At 63.8% G+C, this 19,800-nt stretch carries 21 protein-coding genes; 17 read left to right on the plus strand and 4 right to left on the minus strand.

Annotation, left to right across the window (positions count from 1 at the left end; all coding sequences use genetic code 11):
- Window position 1 precedes the first annotated feature (1 nt).
- The 11 genes from AC1VON_RS33300 (at window position 2) to phnE (AC1VON_RS33350) (ending at window position 9,825) form a co-directional block, all read left to right on the plus strand.
- Window positions 2-1,114 carry a carbon-phosphorus lyase complex subunit gene (locus tag AC1VON_RS33300; RefSeq protein ID WP_172348520.1) on the plus strand — a complete coding sequence of 371 codons (1,113 nt, stop codon included), beginning with the start codon at window positions 2-4 and terminating at the stop codon, window positions 1,112-1,114.
- Window positions 1,111-1,530: a FosX/FosE/FosI family fosfomycin resistance hydrolase gene (fosX, locus tag AC1VON_RS33305; protein ID WP_483126203.1), complete on the plus strand. Its 420-nt coding sequence runs from the start codon at window positions 1,111-1,113 to the stop codon at window positions 1,528-1,530. The genes AC1VON_RS33300 and fosX overlap by 4 nt, the downstream gene beginning before the upstream one ends.
- Window positions 1,527-2,426 (plus strand): alpha-D-ribose 1-methylphosphonate 5-phosphate C-P-lyase PhnJ, encoded by a 900-nt coding sequence (locus AC1VON_RS33310; RefSeq protein WP_483126204.1) that lies wholly within the window; start codon window positions 1,527-1,529, stop codon window positions 2,424-2,426. Before fosX ends, AC1VON_RS33310 begins: the two co-directional genes overlap by 4 nt.
- Window positions 2,423-3,199, plus strand: a complete 777-nt coding sequence (gene phnK, locus AC1VON_RS33315; RefSeq protein WP_013892928.1) for a phosphonate C-P lyase system protein PhnK — start codon at window positions 2,423-2,425, stop codon at window positions 3,197-3,199. The genes AC1VON_RS33310 and phnK overlap by 4 nt, the downstream gene beginning before the upstream one ends.
- 2 nt (window positions 3,200-3,201) lie before the next feature.
- Complete coding sequence (phnL, locus tag AC1VON_RS33320; RefSeq protein WP_483126205.1) at window positions 3,202-3,909, plus strand: phosphonate C-P lyase system protein PhnL; 708 nt, start codon at window positions 3,202-3,204, stop codon at window positions 3,907-3,909.
- Complete coding sequence (locus AC1VON_RS33325; protein WP_172348516.1) at window positions 3,906-4,523, plus strand: DapH/DapD/GlmU-related protein; 618 nt, start codon at window positions 3,906-3,908, stop codon at window positions 4,521-4,523. Before phnL ends, AC1VON_RS33325 begins: the two co-directional genes overlap by 4 nt.
- 91 nt (window positions 4,524-4,614) lie before the next feature.
- Window positions 4,615-5,325 carry a DUF1868 domain-containing protein gene (locus AC1VON_RS33330; protein WP_172348515.1) on the plus strand — a complete coding sequence of 237 codons (711 nt, stop codon included), beginning with the start codon at window positions 4,615-4,617 and terminating at the stop codon, window positions 5,323-5,325.
- A 233-nt stretch (window positions 5,326-5,558) separates the two neighbouring features.
- Window positions 5,559-6,416 (plus strand): phosphonate ABC transporter ATP-binding protein, encoded by an 858-nt coding sequence (gene phnC, locus AC1VON_RS33335; protein WP_483126206.1) that lies wholly within the window; start codon window positions 5,559-5,561, stop codon window positions 6,414-6,416.
- 102 nt (window positions 6,417-6,518) lie between these two features.
- Complete coding sequence (phnD, locus tag AC1VON_RS33340) at window positions 6,519-7,427, plus strand: phosphonate ABC transporter substrate-binding protein (RefSeq protein WP_483126207.1); 909 nt, start codon at window positions 6,519-6,521, stop codon at window positions 7,425-7,427.
- 55 nt (window positions 7,428-7,482) lie between these two features.
- On the plus strand, window positions 7,483-8,454 hold the full coding sequence (gene phnE, locus AC1VON_RS33345) for a phosphonate ABC transporter, permease protein PhnE (RefSeq protein WP_483126208.1): 972 nt from the start codon (window positions 7,483-7,485) through the stop codon (window positions 8,452-8,454).
- Window positions 8,455-8,457: 3 nt separating this feature from the next.
- Complete coding sequence (gene phnE, locus AC1VON_RS33350) at window positions 8,458-9,825, plus strand: phosphonate ABC transporter, permease protein PhnE (RefSeq protein WP_483126209.1); 1,368 nt, start codon at window positions 8,458-8,460, stop codon at window positions 9,823-9,825.
- Between the two features lie 98 nt (window positions 9,826-9,923).
- Here phnE (AC1VON_RS33350) and AC1VON_RS33355 read toward each other — a convergent pair whose 3' ends face one another.
- From AC1VON_RS33355 to AC1VON_RS33365, 3 genes are all read right to left on the minus strand, one after another.
- On the minus strand, window positions 9,924-10,775 hold the full coding sequence (locus AC1VON_RS33355; protein WP_483126210.1) for a sugar phosphate isomerase/epimerase family protein: 852 nt from the start codon (window positions 10,773-10,775) through the stop codon (window positions 9,924-9,926).
- A gap of 173 nt (window positions 10,776-10,948) precedes the next feature.
- Entirely contained in the window at window positions 10,949-12,136 is a 1,188-nt protein-coding gene (locus tag AC1VON_RS33360) for a Gfo/Idh/MocA family protein (protein ID WP_140772159.1), read from the minus strand.
- 146 nt (window positions 12,137-12,282) lie between these two features.
- A complete protein-coding gene (locus AC1VON_RS33365; protein ID WP_483126211.1) occupies window positions 12,283-13,338 on the minus strand; it encodes a sugar phosphate isomerase/epimerase family protein in 1,056 nt (351 codons plus the stop codon).
- A 401-nt stretch (window positions 13,339-13,739) separates the two neighbouring features.
- On the opposite strand from AC1VON_RS33365, the gene AC1VON_RS33370 reads away from it, so the two are divergent.
- Genes AC1VON_RS33370 through AC1VON_RS33390 form a run of 5 tightly spaced genes read left to right on the plus strand, consistent with a single transcriptional unit; the run spans window position 13,740 to window position 18,002 of the window.
- On the plus strand, window positions 13,740-14,627 hold the full coding sequence (locus tag AC1VON_RS33370; RefSeq protein WP_140772162.1) for a sugar phosphate isomerase/epimerase family protein: 888 nt from the start codon (window positions 13,740-13,742) through the stop codon (window positions 14,625-14,627).
- Window positions 14,628-14,687: 60 nt separating this feature from the next.
- On the plus strand, window positions 14,688-15,857 hold the full coding sequence (locus AC1VON_RS33375) for a mandelate racemase/muconate lactonizing enzyme family protein (protein WP_483126212.1): 1,170 nt from the start codon (window positions 14,688-14,690) through the stop codon (window positions 15,855-15,857).
- A gap of 2 nt (window positions 15,858-15,859) precedes the next feature.
- Entirely contained in the window at window positions 15,860-16,576 is a 717-nt protein-coding gene (locus tag AC1VON_RS33380) for a FadR/GntR family transcriptional regulator (protein WP_172348506.1), read from the plus strand.
- Between the two features lie 14 nt (window positions 16,577-16,590).
- Window positions 16,591-17,571 (plus strand): hydroxyacid dehydrogenase, encoded by a 981-nt coding sequence (locus AC1VON_RS33385; RefSeq protein ID WP_483126213.1) that lies wholly within the window; start codon window positions 16,591-16,593, stop codon window positions 17,569-17,571.
- Between the two features lie 41 nt (window positions 17,572-17,612).
- Window positions 17,613-18,002 (plus strand): hypothetical protein, encoded by a 390-nt coding sequence (locus tag AC1VON_RS33390; protein WP_172348505.1) that lies wholly within the window; start codon window positions 17,613-17,615, stop codon window positions 18,000-18,002.
- A 24-nt stretch (window positions 18,003-18,026) separates the two neighbouring features.
- Here AC1VON_RS33390 and AC1VON_RS33395 read toward each other — a convergent pair whose 3' ends face one another.
- Window positions 18,027-19,322 carry an amidase gene (locus AC1VON_RS33395; RefSeq protein ID WP_483126214.1) on the minus strand — a complete coding sequence of 432 codons (1,296 nt, stop codon included), beginning with the start codon at window positions 19,320-19,322 and terminating at the stop codon, window positions 18,027-18,029.
- A 116-nt stretch (window positions 19,323-19,438) separates the two neighbouring features.
- Here AC1VON_RS33395 and AC1VON_RS33400 point away from each other — a divergent pair, with 116 nt between their 5' ends.
- Complete coding sequence (locus AC1VON_RS33400; protein WP_172348502.1) at window positions 19,439-19,786, plus strand: GFA family protein; 348 nt, start codon at window positions 19,439-19,441, stop codon at window positions 19,784-19,786.
- The last annotated feature ends 14 nt before the right edge of the window (window positions 19,787-19,800 follow it).

Genomic DNA, 19,800 nt, shown 5'->3' on the forward strand with positions numbered 1-19,800 from the left:
GATGTATGTCGCGGTAAAGGGTGGCGAGGCCGCAATCGCCAATGCCCACAACCTTCTCGCCGACCGCCGGCGCGGCGACCGTTCGGTGCCCGCCCTGCGCCTCGACCAGATCGTCGAGCAGCTGTCGCTCGGCGTCGATCGGGTGATGAGCGAAGGCTCGCTCTATGACCGTGAACTGGCGGCGCTCGCTATCGTCCAGGCGCGCGGCGACATGATCGAGGCGATCTTCCTGGTGCGTGCCTATCGCACCACGCTGCCGCGCTTCGGCTATTCCAGACCGATCGACACCAGCGCGATGCGGGTCGAACGGCGTGTGTCGGCAACCTACAAGGACCTGCCCGGCGGCCAGCTGCTTGGCCCGACCTTCGACTACACCCACCGTCTGCTCGATCCCGAGCTTGCCGCCGGTGCCGATGTCGCCGAGCCGTTGCAGCGCGAGACGGAGGCGCAGGCCATGCCGCGCGTCTCGGCGATCCTCGCCCGCGAAGGCCTGATCGAACCGGATGGCGAGATGCCGCAGGATCATGTTCCCGGAGACATCACCCGCGAGCCTCTGGAATTCCCGATGGCGCGCGACATCCGCCTGCAGGCGCTATCGCGCGGTGACGAGGGTTTTCTCTTGGCGCTCGGCTATTCAACCCAGCGCGGCTATGCCCGCAACCACCCCTTCGTCGGCGAGATCCGTATCGGCGAGGTCGAGCTGGAGTTGGACGTTCCCGAACTACCCTTCGCCGCGCCGCTCGGTACGGTGCGGGTCACCGAATGCCAGATGGTCAATCAGTTCAAGGGATCGGCCAAGGCGCCGCCGCAATTCACCCGCGGCTACGGCCTCGTGTTCGGCCAGAGCGAGCGCAAGGCGATGGCCATGGCTCTCTGCGACCGGGCGCTGCGTGCCTCCGAACTCGGCGAGGACATTGTCGCCGCCGCCCAGGACGAGGAGTTCGTCATCTCGCACTCCGACAATGTCCAGGCGACCGGTTTCGTCGAGCATTTGAAGCTGCCGCACTATGTCGACTTCCAGGCCGAACTCGACCTCGTGCGTCGCATGCGCGCCGAGTACGAGGCCCGGGAGCACCCCACAAAGGTGGACGAAAAGCGGGAGGCCGCGGAATGATCGAAGGCCTGTCCCACATGACCTTCATCGTCCGCGATCTCGACCGGATGAGCGCCATCCTCGAGGGCATCTTCGACGCGCGCGAGGTCTATGCCAGCGAGGCCGAACAGTTCTCGCTGTCGCGCGAAAAATTCTTCCTGATCGGCGACATCTGGATCGCCATCATGGAAGGCGAGGCGCTGCCTGAGCGCAGCTACAACCACATCGCCTTCAAGATCGATGACGCCGATTTCGACCGCTACACCGAGCGTGTCGCCAAGCTAGGCCTCGACATGCGCCCGCCCCGTCCGCGCGTCGAGGGTGAAGGCCGCTCGATCTATTTCTACGACGACGACAACCACATGTTCGAACTGCACACCGGCACGCTTGCGGACCGGCTGGAGCGCTATGCCAAGGGATTGGAGGTAGCATCATGACCGACATCGCCAGCTACAACTTCGCCTATCTCGACGAGCAGACCAAAAGGATGATCCGCCGGGCAATCCTCAAGGGCATCGCCATCCCCGGCTACCAGGTGCCCTTCGCCTCGCGCGAAATGCCGATGCCCTATGGCTGGGGCACCGGCGGCGTCCAGGTCACTGCCTCGATCATCGGCCCCGATGACGTGCTGAAGGTGATCGACCAGGGCGCCGACGACACCACCAACGCGGTGTCGATCCGCGCCTTCTTCAAGAAGGTCGCCAATGTCGCTGTCACCACCGAGACCGCCAGCGCCACCATCATCCAGACCCGCCACCGCATTCCCGAACACCCGCTGACCGCCGGCCAGGTGCTGGTCTACCAGGTGCCGATCCCGGAACCGCTGCGCTTCCTCGAGCCGCGCGAGACCGAAACGCGCAAGATGCATGCGCTGGAGGAATATGGCCTCATGCATGTGAAGCTCTATGAGGACATCGCAAAGCACGGCCGCATCGCCACCACCTATGCTTATCCGGTGAAGGTCGAGGGCCGCTATGTGATGGATCCCTCGCCGACACCGAAATTCGACAATCCAAAGATGCACCGCTCGCCGGCCTTGCAGTTGTTCGGCGCCGGCCGCGAGAAGCGCATCTACGCGGTGCCGCCCTTCACCGAAGTCGTCAGCCTCGACTTCGAGGATCATCCGTTCGAAGTGCAGACCTTCGACCAGCCCTGCGCGCTTTGCGCGGCCGAGAATGTCTATCTCGATGAGGTCATCCTCGATGACCATGGCGGCCACATGTTCGTCTGCTCCGACACCGACCACTGCGAGAAGCGGCGGGCCGATGGCCATCGCGGCCACCTTGCCCCCGATGTCCTTCATGCCTCGGAAAAAATGGAGCCGGCCCAATGACCGACGAACCGTTGCTGCGCGTCTCGGCGCTCTCCAAATTCTACGGCTCGCGTGTCGGCTGCGACAACGTCTCCTTCGACCTGTGGCCGGGCGAGGTCCTGGCTGTCGTAGGCGAATCCGGCTCCGGCAAGACGACGCTGCTCAACTGCCTGTCGACGCGGCTGCTGCCCTCTTCCGGCACCGCCAGCTACCGCATGCGCGACGGCCAGTTCCGTGAGCTTTACAGGATGAGCGAGGCCGAGCGCCGCTTCCTGATGCGCACCGACTGGGGCTTTGTCCACCAGAACCCCGCCGACGGCCTGCGCATGACCGTATCGGCCGGCGCCAATGTCGGCGAACGGCTGATGGCGGTCGGCGACCGCCACTACGGCAAGATCCGCGCCACGGCGGTCGACTGGCTGTCGCGCGTCGAGATCGAGCAAGACCGCATCGACGACGAGCCGCGCGCCTTTTCCGGCGGCATGCGCCAGCGCCTGCAGATCGCCCGCAACCTCGTCACCGGGCCACGGCTGGTGTTCATGGATGAGCCGACCGGCGGCCTCGATGTCTCGGTGCAGGCGCGCCTGCTTGATCTCTTGCGCGGACTGGTCACCGATCTTGGTCTCGCGGCCATCGTCGTCACCCACGACCTCGCGGTGGCACGCCTGCTGTCGCAGCGCATGATGGTGATGAAGGACGGCCGCGTCGTCGAAAGCGGGCTCACCGACCGCGTGCTCGACGATCCCCGCGCGCCCTATACGCAGCTCCTCGTTTCTTCCATCCTGCAGGTGTAACCATGCCGACGCCCCTCGTTGTCTCCGACGTCGCCAAGAGCTTCACCATGCATCTGCGCGACGGCATCAAACTGCCTGTCGTTTCCGGTGTCTCGTTCTCGATCAAGGCCGGCGAATGCACCGTACTTGGCGGCCCGTCCGGTGCCGGCAAGAGCTCGATCCTGAAAATGCTCTACGGCAACTACGCCGTCGACGAAGGCCAGATCATCGTCAGGCACGAGGACGGGCTGATCGATCTCGCCCATGCCAGCCCGCGCACCGTGCTTGCCGTTCGCCGGCAAACGATCGGCTATGTCAGCCAGTTCCTGCGCACCGTGCCGCGCGTCTCGGCTCTCGATGTCGTCGCCGAGCCGCTGGTCGAACGCGGCGAGGAGCGCGAGGCGGCCAGGGGCAAGGCGCGCGCACTGTTGGCGCAGCTCAATTTGCCGGAAAAACTCTGGGCTTTGCCGCCGGCGACCTTCTCAGGCGGCGAGCAGCAGCGCGTCAACATCGCGCGCGGCTTCATCACCGAGCACCCGATCCTGCTGCTCGATGAACCGACCGCCTCGCTCGATGCCACCAACCGCGACGTGGTGATCGAACTCATCGCCGCCAAGAAGGCGGCGGATGTCGCCCTGCTCGGCATCTTCCACGATCACGATGTGCGCGAGGCGGTTGCCGACCGCATCATCGACGTCACCGCCTTTGCTCCCGGAAAACTCGCCGCATGACCAGGAAATTGTCGGAAACGCCGCTGGTCCACCCGACGGCGGAGGTGCACAACTCGACCCTTGGCCGCTGGACCGAGATCGCCGACCGCAGCCGGGTTTCGGAAAGCGAGCTCGGCGACTATTCCTACATGATGCAGGATTGCGCCGTCTGGTGCGCGACGATCGGCAAGTTCGCCAACATAGCCGCCGCCGTGCGCCTCAACGCCACCAATCACCCGACCTGGCGACCGACGCTGCACCACTTCACCTACCGCGCCTCCGACTATTGGGATGACGCCGAGCATGAGAGCGAATTCTTCGCTGAGCGCCGCGCCAAGCGCGTCACCATCGGCCACGACACATGGCTCGGCCATGGCTCGACCGTCCTGCCCGGCATTACCGTCGGCGATGGCGCGGCGGTTGGCGCCGGCGCGGTGGTTTCCAAGGATGTCGCGCCTTACACCATCGTCGCCGGCGTGCCGGCAAAACCGATCCGCGAGCGCTTCGACCGCCGCACCGCCGAACGCTACCAGGCGCTTGCCTGGTGGGACTGGGACCACGCCAGGCTGCGCGCGTCGCTCGACGATTTCCGCGAGCTGTCGGCCGAAGCGTTCCTGGAGAAATACGAGGGGTAGGTGAATCCCTCACATCATCGTCATCGGGGAGCCTGTTCACATCCTTGACACAGGACTCGGACAGGACGCCATTTCCCCCAAGGAGATCGCCATGCCCGATACCGTCAGACCCTCGCTCGCCGGATTCTTTGCCGGCTCCAATCCGACCCCGCCTGCGCATCTTGGCACCCGCTACGACACGTCGGGCAATTTCCTGACCGAGCCTGGCAACACCGTCGTCAGCCACCTGGTCGGAGGTTCGCCATCCGAGGCCGTGGTGCTTGCCGTGCGTGATAAGATGCTGGCGATGGCCGACGCCGACCGGCTCGCGTTCACGCCCGTCTCCAGCCTGCACATGACCCTGTTCCAGGGCATCATCGAATATCGCCGCCGCCTGCCCTACTGGCCGCAGGACGTGCCACTCGACACCAGCATCGACGCAATGACTCGCCTTTATCTGGAACGCCTGAAGGGTTTCGAGGGCTTCGGCCCGTTCAACATCAAGGTGGTCGAGGTCGTGCCGACCGGCCTCACCGTGGCCGGCGCGACGGACGAGGACGTGCGCATCATGCGTCAATGGCGCGATGCGCTGGCGGTGCCGTTCGGCTACCGGCACCCCGATCACGACACGTACGTCTTCCACATCACCTTCGCCTACCAGATCCAGCGTCTCGCCAACGACAGGGCAGCGGCATGGCAGGCGCTGTTCGACGATTGCCTGGCGCTTTTCGCAAGGCAGGCTCCGATAATCGAGATCAAGGCGCCCGCCTTCTGCGCTTTCCGCGACATGAAGCATTTCGAGGAATTGCTGGTGCTCGGCTGATTGTCCGCAAGGCGCCAATGCATGTCGCCCGAAAGTGACCTCGGTTTTGGGAGAACGACATGCATAATTACAAAGACCTGAAGCGCATCGCATGAATTCGTTTCAGCGCGATGCGCTTCAGCCGCCAAGCCTGTGTAGCGTAACAAAACTGACATGCTGGCGACACGGCAGGTTCATGTGGCTGCGTTAGGCGAATGCCTGACGATCAATATGGACCGGACTGGAACCAGCCCATGTCAGCAAGCTCTGCCACGCTCGAAATCCGCGGTGTCAGCCGACGATTTGGCAAGAACACCGCCGTCAGCGACGTCAACATCTCGATCCCGCAGGGTCAGATGGTCGGCGTCATCGGCCGTTCGGGCGCTGGCAAATCGACCCTTCTCCGCATGATCAACCGTCTCGTCGACCCCAGCCAGGGGTCGATTTTTTTTGGCGGCGCCGAGGTCTCCCAGCTGCGCGGCTCGCCGCTGCGGCGCTGGCAGCGCGACTGCGCCATGATCTTCCAGCAGTTCAACCTCGTGCCGCGCCTCGATGTGCTGACCAACGTGCTGCTCGGCAAGTTGAACCATCGTTCGACCCTGTCCAACCTTCTCGGCATGTTTTCGCGCGCCGAATGCGCCGAGGCGGTCGCGGCCCTGGAGCAGCTTGACATCGCCCGCACCGCTCTGCAGCCCGCCGGCACGCTGTCAGGCGGACAACAGCAGCGCGTCGCCATCGCCCGCGCCATGATGCAGCAGCCCAAGGTTATCCTCGCAGACGAGCCGATCGCCTCGCTCGACCCGCTCAACGCCAAGGTGGTGATGGATTCCCTGCAGGACATCAATCTGCGCGAAGGCATCACCGTCGTCACCAATCTGCATACGCTCGATACCGCGCGCGCCTATTGCAACCGCATCATCGGCATGGCCGCCGGCAAGGTCGTCTTTGACGGCCCGCCCGAAGAGCTGAACCGTGAGGCCGTGCGCCTAGTCTATGGCGCCGACAGCAATGGCGCAGAGATATCGGAGGCCATCACCTCCACCAGCGTTGCCTTCAAGCAAAAGATCGCCGCATCCGCCGGACCGCTCGAACCCGCATTCCCGGGTTACTGAGTTCAAGAAAGAGCGGCCTGGATCGTCCGCCCGCGTCAAGGGCATCTGTCGAAATCAATAACGCTGCCGGCGCGGGGCCGGAACCTACAGGAGAGATAACAGATGTTCAGGAAGATGGTTTTCAGCGCCGTTTCGGTGCTCGCCATGGCCACCAGCATGGCCCACGCCGCCGATCTGAAGGAATTCCGCGTCGGCATTCTGGGCGGTGAAAACGAAACCGACCGGCTGCGCAACTACCAGTGCCTGGCCGACCATCTGAAGGCCGAATTCGGCTTCGAGAAGGTCTCGCTGTTCCCCGCCGCCGACTATGACGGCGTCATCCAGGGCCTGCTCGGTGGCACGCTCGACTTCGCCGAACTCGGCGCCTCCGGCTATGCCAGCGTCTATATCAAGGATCCGAAGGCAGTCACCCCTATCCTCACCACCCAGCAGACCGACGGCGCGACTGGCTATTATTCGATCGGCCTGGCGCTCAAGTCCTCCGGCATCACCGACATCAAGTCGGCCAAGGGCAAGAAGCTCGGCTATGCCGATCCGGATTCGACCTCCGGCTACCTGATCCCGCTGACCCAGATTCCGAAGGACACCGGCGCCTCGAACGAAGCCTTCTTCGCTTCGACGCAGTTCAGCGGCGGCCATGAGAACAACATCCTGGCCGTGCGCGACGGCAAGGTCGATGTCGCGGTCGATGATTCCTCGGGCATCGGCGACTTCAAGAACGGCTTCACCTCCGGCACCTTCCACAAGGTCGTCGCCAAGGGCGCCGTCGATCCGAACGACTTCGTCGAAGTCTGGCGCTCGGGCCTGATCCCGAACGGCCCGCTGGTCGTGCGCACCGCGCTCGGCGACGAGATGACCGCCAAGCTCGCCGCCTTCTTCACCGAGTTGCCGAAGAAGGACAAGGCTTGCTTCGAAGGCGTCGAAGGTGGCGATTTCACCGGCTACGTTCCGGTGAAGCCGGATTTCTACAACGTCATCGTCGAAGCCCGTAAGGCAGCCATTGGCGGCTAACGGCGAAATCGGAAAGGGCGGTGTTCAAAACACCGCCCTTTTTGCATCTCCGATCATGACCCTTTCCGTGACAGCCCCCTCTTTGACAGCCTCTTCTGGCGCCACCCATCAGATGGCCGACGCCTGGCGACGCCAGACGTCGCTGCGCCGGCTCTATACCGTGCTCGGCGTCAGCCTGCTGCTCGCAGCCATGTTCGCCAGCATGTGGTTCGCCGACGAGGCCAATGCCGGCCATTTCTTCGACCGACTGCCGCACATTCTGGATTTCCTGAGCTGGCTGGTTCCCAAGGACTGGAACGATGTCTGGCGGGCATTGTTCGACATTGCCTCGCCGCATGATACCGGCACCCAGGAATATAACTTCCCGCTCGGGCGCGTCTATATCTGGGGCGGTTTCTACATCCCCGAATATTTCGAACTGATGCTGACCACGGTGAACGTGGCGCTGGTCTCGACCTTCATCGGCTTCGCCTTCGCGGTGCCGTTTTCCTTCATCGCCGCGCGCAACCTGACGCCCCATCCGGCGCTGAGGCTCATCGTCAAGCGCTTGATGGAACTGTTGCGCGCCTTTCCCGAGATCGTCATTGCCGGTCTGTTCGCGGCCATCGTTTCCATCGGTCCGATCGCCGCCATCATCGCCATCGGCCTGCATTCAATCGGCGCGCTCGGCAAGCTGTTCTACGAGATCAACGAGAACATCGACATGCGTGCCGAGGAAGGTTTGCGCGCGGTCGGAGCCAACTGGTTCGAGCGCGTGCGCTTCGCCGACCTGCCGCAGGTGCTGCCGAATTTCATGTCCTACACGCTGCTGCGCGTCGAGATCAATGTCCGCGCCTCGACCATCATCGGCGCCGTCGGCGGCGGCGGCATCGGCGAGGAACTGAAGCTGTCCATCTCGCGCGGCTTCGGCGCCAAGACGCTGGCGCTGGTGCTTCTCCTGTTCACGACCATCTTCATCATCGACCAGTTCTCCGCCTGGCTGCGTCGCAAGCTGGTCGGCGAACAGGCTTTTATGATGGGTGCGTGAACCATGGCGACAATGACTGCCGAGGAGATGCTGTCGATCGAGGAGCGCTACCCGCAAGTGTTCCGGCGGCCGCCGTACAAACGCTTCGCTCCGCTATTCCTGTTCGTTGGCATCCTGACTTATCTTCTCTATGTCCTGTGGTTCTTCAACCTGCCGCAGGTGCTGCGGGAATCGCACTGGGAGCGTCTGCCGCTCTTCCTGACACAATGGATCAGCTACGACCTGCAGCCGGAATTCCGTCTCGACCAGCCGCAGATCACGCCAAAATACCCGCGCTTTTCGGCCCTTGGCGAGAACCCGAACCCCGACTGGGTGATCAAGAACCCGGACGGCACCTTCACCGTGCTGATCGACGGCCCGGCAAAATCCGTCATCTTCGACAAGGCGCAGGCGGTGATCACGGCCAACGGCGAGACCGTGCCTGTTGCGCTGACCAGCGGCAAGCCGGTGATATCAGGTCCGGTGCCGGACTGGATCACCGCCCATGACGACGAGGTGGTGGCCAAGATGGGCTTCGTCGGCGAGGTGCGCGTCACCGTCGACCGCGTCAAGGTGCGCAAGCGCTTCCTCGGTTGGGCGAATTTCGTCTTCGACACACGCTCGCCCTTCTTCGGCAAATCGGCGGGCGAAGTGCTCTCGCTGATCGTGTCGGGGCCTGAACTGAAGCCGGGCACGTCGAACCTGGCGCTGGCCGGCGACAACATCTGGAACAACGCCCAGTGGCAACACGGCGACGTCTGGACGAAGCTTTTGCAGACCATCGTCATGGCGTTCCTGGGCACGCTGCTCGGCGGCATCGTCGCCTTCCCGCTTGCCTTCTTCGCCGCCCGCAACATCACGCCGAGCGGCGTGCTCGGCCAGGTCCTCAAGCGCTTCTTCGATTTCATGCGCTCGGTCGACATGCTGATCTGGGCCCTGTTCTTCACCCGCGCCTTCGGCCCCGGTCCGCTGGCCGGCAGTGCGGCGATCTTCTTCACCGAGATCGGCACGCTCGGCAAAACCTATTCCGAGGCGCTGGAAAACATCGACGACAAGCCGCGCGAAGGTGTGTCGTCGACTGGCGCCAACGGTCTCCTGGTGCAGCGCTATGGTGTGATGCCGGAAGTCATTCCGGTCTTCATCAGCCAGACACTCTACCAGTGGGAATCCAATACCAGGGGCGCCACCATCATCGGCGCCGTCGGCGCAGGCGGCATCGGCCTGAAGTTGTGGGAAGCAATGCGCACCAACTCCAACTGGGCCAACGTCTTCTACATGGTGCTGCTGATCCTGCTCGTCGTCTTCATCTTCGACAACATATCCAACTTCCTGCGCCGCCGGCTGAGCCGGACGATCCATGACTACAACCGGATCCAGGCCGAGCAGGGTTAATCTTGTGACGCATAGACGTGGGGCATCGTATGGTGCCGCGCCAAGGGTCGACCCACTCCGTCGAGCTGCGCTCGACACCTCTCCCCCGATCAAGGCGGCTAAGCGGCGGCCTTCCACCCCTTCTTGATATGCTTATACCCCTCCCGATAAACCGCTTCCGGCGTCTCCGCGAAGTCGCGCCACACCTTGGTCGCCGCCGCCAAATCCTTCAGCGAACGCCCAAACGATTCAATGGTCAGCCAGTCGTCATAGCCGCTCTTGCGGATCGCCGCGAACGTCTCTTTCCACGGGATGTTGCCGCGCCCCGGCACGCCGCGATCATTTTCCGATATGTGGATATGCACGACATTCCTGCGATGCTTCGTATAGGCGCCGATCGGGTCGGCCTCCTCGATGTTGGCATGAAAGGTGTCGTACATCGCCTTGATGTGCGGCCGGCCGATGGCATCGACGTGCTCCGACAGGTCAGCCATCGTGTTGAGAAGATAACATTCAAAGCGGTTCAGCGCCTCCAGCCCGATGGTGACGTTGCGCTCGCCGGCGTGGTCGCCAATGGCGCGCTGCGAGGCGACGGAACGGTTCTTCTCGGCGGTCGTCGGCCCGCTGCCGGAGAAGGCACCGAGCGTCGAATGCAGCGGTCCGCTGAGCGTCCTTGCGCCAAGCGCATTGGCGCAATCGACAGCCCATTTCATGTACTCGACACCGGCCTTGCGGGTCGCGGCATCGGCCGAGATCAGGTTCATTGAGGGATCGCCCATCGCCGAAACCGCGGTCCGTTCCAAGCCGATGCGGTCGAGCAGCTCGCCGAGCTTCCTGTAGTCGTCGGGCATGCCGGCAAAGATCGGAATCTCGACACCGTCGAAACCGGTGGCCTTGATGTCGCGAAGCAGTGGTTCGTGCTTCTTCGACACCGCGGTCGTCCACAAGAACATGCACATGCCGATTTTCATCGACGCCCCTCCCCCCTTTTTAGGCCCCTACCGGGAGTTGAGCTTCAAGTCAGTCCGAGCCCAAAATGGTGGTTTCCGAGAACCGGAGCGGAGCGTACTTTTCGTACGCGGGCACCGGAAGCGTAGGAAACTGTCATTTGCAGGCCGGCATCACCTGAAGATCGGCATCCCGGTCAGAGCTTGGTCCACGCTCCATTCTTCTTCGACGACTTCACGCAGGCCTCGATAAAGGCCATGCCTTCGACGCCATCCTGGATGGTCGGGAAGACGACATCCTTTGCCGGCTTGCCACCCTTGCGGCGCGCCGCGCGGATGGCGCGTGCCGCCTCCTGATAGATATTGGCGAAACCTTCGAGATAGCCCTCGGGATGGCCCGACGGCACGCGGCTGACACGGCCTGCCACCGGCAGCGCGCCGGCGCCGTTTCGCGTGATCAACTGCTTAGGCTGGCCGAACGGCGTGTACCAGAGATAGTTCGGGTCGGCCTGCACCCATTCCAGCCCGCCCTTCGAACCATAGATGCGCAGCTTCAGCCCGTTTTCGTGTCCGGGCGCCACCTGGCTCGCCCAGATCATGCCCTTGGCGGGATGCGTCTTGCCGGCGGGTTTGAAGCGCAGCATGACATTGACATTGTCGTCGAGCAGGCGCCCCGGCACGAAGGCATCGAGATCGGCCGACAGCGAATCCAGCTCCAGCCCGGAGACGAAGCGGGCGAGATTGTAGGCATGGGTGCCGATGTCGCCCAGCGCGCCACCGGCGCCTGCCTGCTTCGGATCACCGCGCCACGACGCCTGCTTCTGGCCGGTGGCGGCGAGGTCCTCGGTCAGCCAGTCCTGCGGATATTCCGACTGCACGATGCGGATGTCGCCGAGCACGCCCTTTGCCACCATTTCGCGTGCCTGCCGCACCATCGGATAGGCAGTGTAGTTGTGGGTCAGCACGAACACCTTGCCGGTCTTCTCGACGACCGCGGCGAGCTTCTTCGCCTCGGCCAGCGTCGTCGCCAGCGGCTTGTCGCAGATCACGTGGATGCCAGCCTCGAGAAAGGCCTTGGCTGCCGGCACATGCACATTGTTGGGCGTGACGATTGCCACCGCCTCGATGCCGTCTGGGCGCTTAGCCTCGGCCTTGGCCATCTCGGCGTAGGACGCGTAGCTGCGGTCCGGATCGAGGCCGAGTTCGGCGGCCGAAGCCTTGGCCCGCGCCGGGTCGGACGACAGTGCGCCGGCAACCAGCACAAAATCATTGTCCATGCGCGCCGCGATGCGGTGCACCGCGCCGATGAAGGCGCCTTGCCCGCCACCGACCATGCCGTAGCGGATCGGGCCGCCTCCCGTTTCCGACTTCGATGCGCCGACCATGTTTCTCTCCCTCGTGCTATTTTACCTCTCCTCGAGGAGGGGTCGATCCGCGCAGCGGATCTGGTGGGTCGTAGAGGCGGAGCTCGGCATGAACCGCCCCAGCCTGCCATTCGGGCCGCCCTCCCCTTGAGAGGGAGGGACAAGCGCTAGATGCCCATCATCGCGCGCAGCAACTTCTTGTCGGTGGTGCCGCCGGCAAAGTCGTCGAATGCCTTTTCCGTCACGCGGATGATGTGGTGCTGGATAAAAGGGGCGCCTTCGGCCGCGCCGTCTTCCGGATGCTTCAGGCAGCACTCCCACTCCAGCACCGCCCAGGAATTGTAATTGTACTGCGTCAGCTTGGAGAAGATGCCGCCGAAATCCACCTGTCCGTCACCAAGCGAGCGGAAGCGGCCGGCGCGGTTGGTCCAGCTCTGATAGCCGGAATAGACGCCTTGCCGGCCGGTCGGATTGAACTCCGCGTCCTTCACGTGGAACGCCTTGATGCGCTCGTGGTAGATGTCGATGAATTCGAGATAGTTGAGCTGCTGCAAGAGGAAGTGCGACGGGTCGTAGTTGATGTTGCAGCGCTTGTGGCCGCCGACCGCATCGAGGAACATCTCGAAGGTGGCGCCGTCGAACACGTCCTCAGAGGGATGAATTTCGTAGCCGACATCGACGCCATTGTCCTCATACACATCGAGGATCGGCTTCCAGCGTTTGCCGAGTTCGCCAAAGGCCTCCTCGATCAGTCCGGCCGGCCGCTGCGGGAAGGGATAGAGGTAAGGGAAAGCCAGCGAGCCGGTGAACGACACGGAGGCATTCAGCCCGAGATTGCGCGATGCCTTGGCACCGAACTTCATCTGCTCGACCGCCCATTTCTGCCGCGCCTTGGGATTGTTGTGGACCGAAGCCGGCGCGAAGCCGTCGAACTGCGCATCATAGGCTGGATGTACCGCCACCAACTGCCCCTGCAGATGCGTCGACAGTTCGGTGATCTCGACTCCGGCATCGGCACAGATGCCCTTGACCTCGTCGCAATAGGTCTTGGAAGAGGCTGCCTTCTTGAGGTCGAACAAGCGCCCGTCCCAGGTCGGGATCTGCACGCCTTTATAGCCGAGACCGGCGGCCCATTTGGTGATCGAGGCCAGTGAATTGAATGGCGCCGCATCACCCGCGAACTGCGCCAGAAACAGCCCAGGGCCCTTCATTGTCGTCGGCATCGGCATCCTCCCTCATCTTGTCGCGACCAAGCATAGCGCCGATTGGAAGCAGGGCCAGCCATTTTGGTCTTTTCGCATCGGGCGCTTTGCAGGCACTGCCATTCTGGTATTACCAAATAGCGGAATTTGGTCAAGCCTCGCAATGCATCTTCAAAGCCGCCGGCACACCCGAAATATCGGCAGATATCGCAATACAATCAATGAAATAATTCGCAGAAAAAGTTGCGCTTCCGCAGTTCTTGCCGTCCCAGGCAATTTGCTGTAGACCTCGCCTCAGGCCCAATTGGTCGAACCAGTTTGCAGGAAAAGGCTGGGGGTGCCTTGGGGAGGAACCCTTGCGTCGCCTTTCGGCGATGCATGTCGCAGGCAAACCATACGGACGAATTTGGGAAGGACAGACCATGCATCTTTCGACGCACAACTGGATGCGCGCGGAACCCTTGGAGACGACCCTCAAGCGCATCAAGAAGTTCGGCTATGAGTCGATCGAGATTTCCGGCGAGCCCGAACAGTACAAGACCAAGGAGACGCGGGCGCTGCTGAAGGAGCATGGCATCCGCTGCTGGGGCGCGGTGACCTTGATGCTGGGCGAGCGCAACCTTGCCGCCAAGAACCAGGGCCAGCGCGAGCGCTCGGTGCAGTACGTCAAGGACGTGCTGACCATGGTCAGCGAGCTCGACGGCGAGATCATCACGCTCGTCCCCGCCACCGTCGGCAAGGTGGTGCCGGACGGCACCGAGGAAGAGGAATGGAAGTGGGTGGTCGACGCGACCCGCGAGTGCTTCACCCATGCCAAGAAGGTCGGCGTCAAGATCGCCGTCGAACCGCTCAACCGCTTCGAGACCTACCTGTTCAATCGTGGGGCCCAGGCGCTGGCGCTGGCCGATGCCGTGAGCCCCGAATGCGGCGTCTGCCTCGACGCCTACCACATTCACATGGAGGAATTTAACGTCTACGACGCCATCCGTAAGATCGGAAAGCGGCTGTTCGACTTCCATGTCGCCGACAACAACCGCTTCGCCGCCGGCCTCGGCCAGATCGACTGGCCGAAGATCGTCGCCACCTTGAAGGAAGTCGGCTACGACGGCGCGCTGACCAATGAGTTCGTCGCTCCGGTCGACCGCACGCCGGCAGCGCCCTATCCCGAAATGGTCGAGCGCCACCCGGTCGATATCTCGCCCGAGCAGCTGAAGTTCATCCAGGATCACGGCTCCAGCGTGCTGACCGAGAAATTCTACACCGACCAGATGCGCATCACCGCCGAAACGCTGCTGCCGCTGATCAAGTAGTCGAGACTTTTTGGGAAATTTGCCCTTCCGCCATGACCGGCGGCAGGGCTGGGGAAAAACATGCGCATCAAGACCGTCCAAGCCTGGTGGGTCCGCATCCCGATCGAAGCCGCTCGGCAGCACCGCAGCGACTTCGGCCAGGTGACGACCTTCGACGCCGCCATCCTGCGCATCGAAACCGATGACGGGCTGGTCGGCTGGGGCGAAGGCAAGAACGCCGCCGGCAGCGCCGGCAGCTACGGCGCCCTCGTCCACATGCTGAACCATGAGGTCGGCCCACAGCTGATCGGCCGGGATCCGGCCGATATCGGAATCATCTGGGAGATGCTCTACAATGGCGTGCGCCACGACAGTGCCGCGCGCACCGGCCACGCCATGCCGCAGTTGGCCCGGCGCGGCATGAGCATCGCCGCCATCAGCGCCGTCGACATCGCGCTCTGGGACATCCTGGGCAAGTCGCTCGGCGTGCCGGTCTGGCGGCTGCTCGGCGGCCGCAAGGTCGACCGCATGCAGGCCTATGCCTCGGGCGGCTGGGCGTCCGCGGATGCCATCGGCGAGCAATTGAAATCCTACATGGCCCGGGGCGGCTTCAAGGCGCTGAAGATGCGGGTCGGCGCCATGGATGGGGCAGCACACGTCTCCGCCGCCCGTGTGCGCGCCGCACGCCAGGCGCTCGGCCCCGATGTCGAACTGATGGTCGACGCCCACGGCACCTACACGGTGGCGGAAGCCAAGCGCTTCATCCACCTTGTCAACGACCTCGATCTCGCCTGGTTCGAGGAGCCGATCATTGCCGATGACAAGCCGGGCATGGCGGAAGTGCGGGCCTCCGGCGCTGTTCCGATCGCCACCGGCGAGAGTGAGGCGACGCGTTATGCCTTCCGCGATCTTGCCGTGCTCAAATCAGCCGATATTTTCCAGCCCGATCCCGCCTTCTGCGGCGGCATCAGCGAGGCGATGAAGATCGGCACCATCGCCAGCGCCTTCAATCTGCGCTTTGCGCCACATCTGTGGGCCGGCGCACCCTGCTTCTTCGCCGGCTTGCATGTCTGCGCCGCCTCGCCGTCGAGTTTCATCGTCGAATATTCGCTCGGCGCCAACCCGATGATCCATGATCTGATCGAAGAGACTGTCGAAGCAACGGACGGTATGATAGCGATCCCGGAAAAGCCCGGATTGGGGTTCACCGTTTCGGAGCGATTCCTGGAGGCGCACGCGCAACGCAGTTGACGATGAAAGAAAAGAACCTCCTCGCGGAACTCGCCGCCTATCTGTTCTCCCACTCGGACAGCGAGACCGGCCGCACGCCGTCGGAGCGTGAACTGGCCGAGCATTTCGGCGTCAGCCGCGGCCAAATCCGCGAGGCGCTGGCCATTCTGGAAGCCATGCGCATCGTCGAGCGTCGGGCGAAGTCCGGCATCTACATCGACACCAAGCAAGCGAGCGTCGAGGCGCTGGCGCTGTTCGCGCGCGCCGGCCTGCCGCTCGATCCGTTGCAGATCTACGAGACGGTCGAGCTGCGCAAGATCCACGAGATCAAGGCCGCCGAACTTGCCTGCTCGCGCGCCACCGACGAGAATTTCGAGCGGCTGCGCGAAATCCTCAAGGCTTCCGAGGAGCGCATCGCCGCCGGCGAAGGCCTCGCCAAGGAAGACCGCGAGTTCCACCTCGAGATCGTTCGCGCCACCAAGAACAGCGTCTTCCACAACATCTGCAGCGTCTACTATCTGATGGGCGAACAGCGCCTGCCGATCTACTTCAACGATCCCGAACGCAGCGTGCGCTCGCATGCCGAGCATGTGCAGATCTACGAGGCTTTGCTGCGCCGCGACGGCAATCTCGCCCAGGCGCTGATGAGTGCCCACCTTCAAGGCGCGGAGAGCTATTGGAAGGGACTGATCGAGGGCGGCAACGCGGTTGCCGCGAGCCCGGCGCTCGAAAAGGCCTGATCGTGGTCCAGGCCGTGCCAAAGATCCTGTCGACCCATCCGCTGCACCCGCGCGCCTCGGCCAAGCTCGCCGGCGCCGGTCAACTCGTCATCGCTTCGGCCCTCGATGCCGCCACTTTGACCCGGGAGGCGAAGGATTCCGACATCGTCATCGTGCGCGCGCCGCTGCCACCAGCCCTGTTCGAGGGTGCCTGGAAGCTGCGGGCGGCGATCCGCCATGGCGCCGGGCTCGACATGATTCCAATGGAAGCGGCGGCCGCGGCCGGCGTGCTGGTGGCCAACGTGCCGGCGGTCAATGCGCGCTCGGTTGCCGAACATGTCATGCTCACCGCACTGGCGCTGCTGCGGCAATTCCGCAGGGTCGACCGCGACCTGCGCGCCAAAGGCTGGCTCGCCGGCCGCGAGCATGCCAATTCCAACATCGAGCTTGCCGGCAAGACCATCGGCATCGTCGGCCTCGGCGCCGTCGGCCAGGCCGTCGGCCATATCGCCGCGCACGGCTTCGATCTGAAGGTGGTGGCAACCACGCGCAGCATGCAGCCGGCGCCGGACAAAGTCGGCTTCCTGTCGATCGACGCGCTGGTCGAGCAGAGCGACATCATCGCGCTCTGCTGTCCGCTGACGCCGGAGACGCGTGGCCTGATCAGCCGTGAGCGCATCGCCCGCATGAAACCCAACGCGCTGCTGATCAACGTTTCGCGTGGGCCGGTCGTCGATGACGACGCCCTGATCGAGGCCTTGCGGGAGCGCCGCATCGGCGGCGCCGCGCTCGACGTGTTCTCGACGCAGCCGCTGCCGTCCAATCATCCCTATTTCGGCTTCGACAACGTCATCATCACCCCGCATATGGCAGGGATTACCGAGGAATCGATGATGCGCATGGGCGTCGGCGCGGCGGGCGAAGCCTTGCTCGTGCTGGCCGGCAAGCTGCCGGTCAATCTGCGCAATCCGGAAGTTGTCGATCATTACCGGAGACGGTTTCCGGTCGACATCTAGAGCATCGCGGTTTCGCCCCAATTCTTCGCGACGGTGCGGCCATGTCCGGTCTTCGCCTTGCATTTCTGATTGCCGCAGCCTCGTCCATCCGCGCCTTGCCGGCAGTCGCCGCGGCCGAGAGCAGCTATGTCTATTGTGACAACGGGCTGCGCTGCTTCAAGGCGCCCTGCCCATCGAACAGCGCGCTTGATCTCGTCACCGGCACGATCATCAAGGGTGTGTCGATCGACACCAGCGGCCTGCCGCAGGCCGACAAGGCGATAACGGACCAGTCCGACGTGCTGTACAGCGGGAAGATCGTCCTCAGGGGCTCGATCGAGCACCGCACCCAGACCATCACCGGCAAGGATTACAGCCTGCCCTGGCTGGTCGCGACCCGCATCGTGCGCGCCGCCAAGGACAGCGAACGCAAGCACTGTTCATCACACTGATCCGCAATTCGCGGCTCCTGTCGCTCAGCCAGCCAGCAGCCTTTCCACGGCGGCGGCAATCCGCAGCAGATGCCAGTCGTGGCCATTGCGCGCGACCAGCATCAGTCCGGCCGGCAGCGCCATATCAGGCATCGGCAACGAGATCGCGCAGAGGTCGAACTGGTTGGCGACCTGTGTGTTGCGCAACAGCAGGCCTTCGACGCGGTCGCGCAGCTCGGCGTCCTCGGCCATGGAAACGATGGTCGGCGCCGTCACCGGCGTGGTCGGCAGCGCCAGCACATCGGCCGACGCCAGCCGCTCATCCATGGCGGCGGCAAGCGCGCGACGGCGGCGCAAGGCCCTGATGTAGACCGGCACCGGCAGCATTGCCGCTCGCGACAAAGGCCCGCTGACATTTGGGTCGACCGGCACCGATGCGCCTGTCGCCAGCCAGTCGGCATGCACCTCGGCCCCTTCCATGGCAGCGATCGAGCCACGCTTGGTCGCCGCGCGCAGATCGGCAATCATGTCGTCGATCGATAGATCCGCAATGCGCGCGCCAGCCTGTTCGATCTTGCCGAGACAACGCTCGAACGACGTCATGACCTCACCTTCCGTGTCGCCGAAAAGAACGCCGCGCGGCACACCAACGCGAAGTCCCGCGAGCGATATGGCCGCCAGTTCGGTCGGCACCTCGCCGGTCATCACGGCGTCGGTGGCGGCACATTGCGCGACGGTTCGGGCAAGCGGCCCGATCGAGTCCAAGGTGCCAGACAGCGGAAAGGCGCCGGCCAGCGGCACGCGCCGCGCCGTCGGCTTGAAGCCGACGACGCCATTGAGCGCGGCAGGAATGCGGATCGACCCGCCCGTGTCCGATCCGATCGAGACGTCGCTCGTTCCCTCGCCGACGGAAACGCCGGCGCCGGACGACGAACCGCCGGGGATGCGGCTGGCGTCAACGGCATTGCCTGGCGTGCCGTAGTGCATGTTGTCGCCGATCGCGGTGAAGGCGAATTCGGTCATGTTGGTCTTCCCGATGATCACTGCGCCCGCCTGCCGCAGCCGGCTGACGATAACGGCATCGCGCACAGCCGGTGCGGCTGTCCTGCGCATCAGCGAGCCGGCCGTGGTCGCCTCGCCGGCGACATCGAACAGATCCTTGATCGAAACGATGGTGCCGTCGAGTGGTCCGAGCGTCACGCCGGCTCGGCTGCGGGCGTCGCTCGCATCGGCCGCGGCGCGCGCCGCTTCGGCATAGAGTTTGGTGAAGACCTTCTCGTCGGCCGCACGATTGGCAAGACGTGACAGGATGATTTCGAGGCGGTCGCGGATGGATTGCATGTCGATGTCGGACTCCGCCAGGATGCAACGTCTTTTAGGCAAGCGGCCGGTTTGGCCTGCGGAAGGGATAACCCGGCCAGCGTGCCTTTGCACCTGCCAGCGATAGGAAGATACTGATGCTGTACAAAGGCAGCTGTCACTGCGGCAAGGTCGGCCTCGAATTCAAGGCGGAACTGACCGGCGCCGTCCGGTGCAATTGTTCGATCTGCTCACGCAAGGGCGCCTTGCTGTGCGCCATCCCGCATGAGAGCCTGACGGTCCTGGCCTGGGGCGATGATCTGGGCACCTACACATTCGGCAACCACACCATGGCGCACCGCTTCTGCCGCACCTGCGGCATCCACCCTTTCGCCGAGGATATCCGCGAAAGCGGCGAACGCACCGCCTACATCAACCTCAACTGCGTCGCCGATATCGACCCGTCCACCTTGCCGGTCTTCGATTTCGACGGGCGTTCGGCCTGAGCGACCCCAGACCG

The organism is Mesorhizobium sp. HAY1-8B (assembly GCF_056868045.1).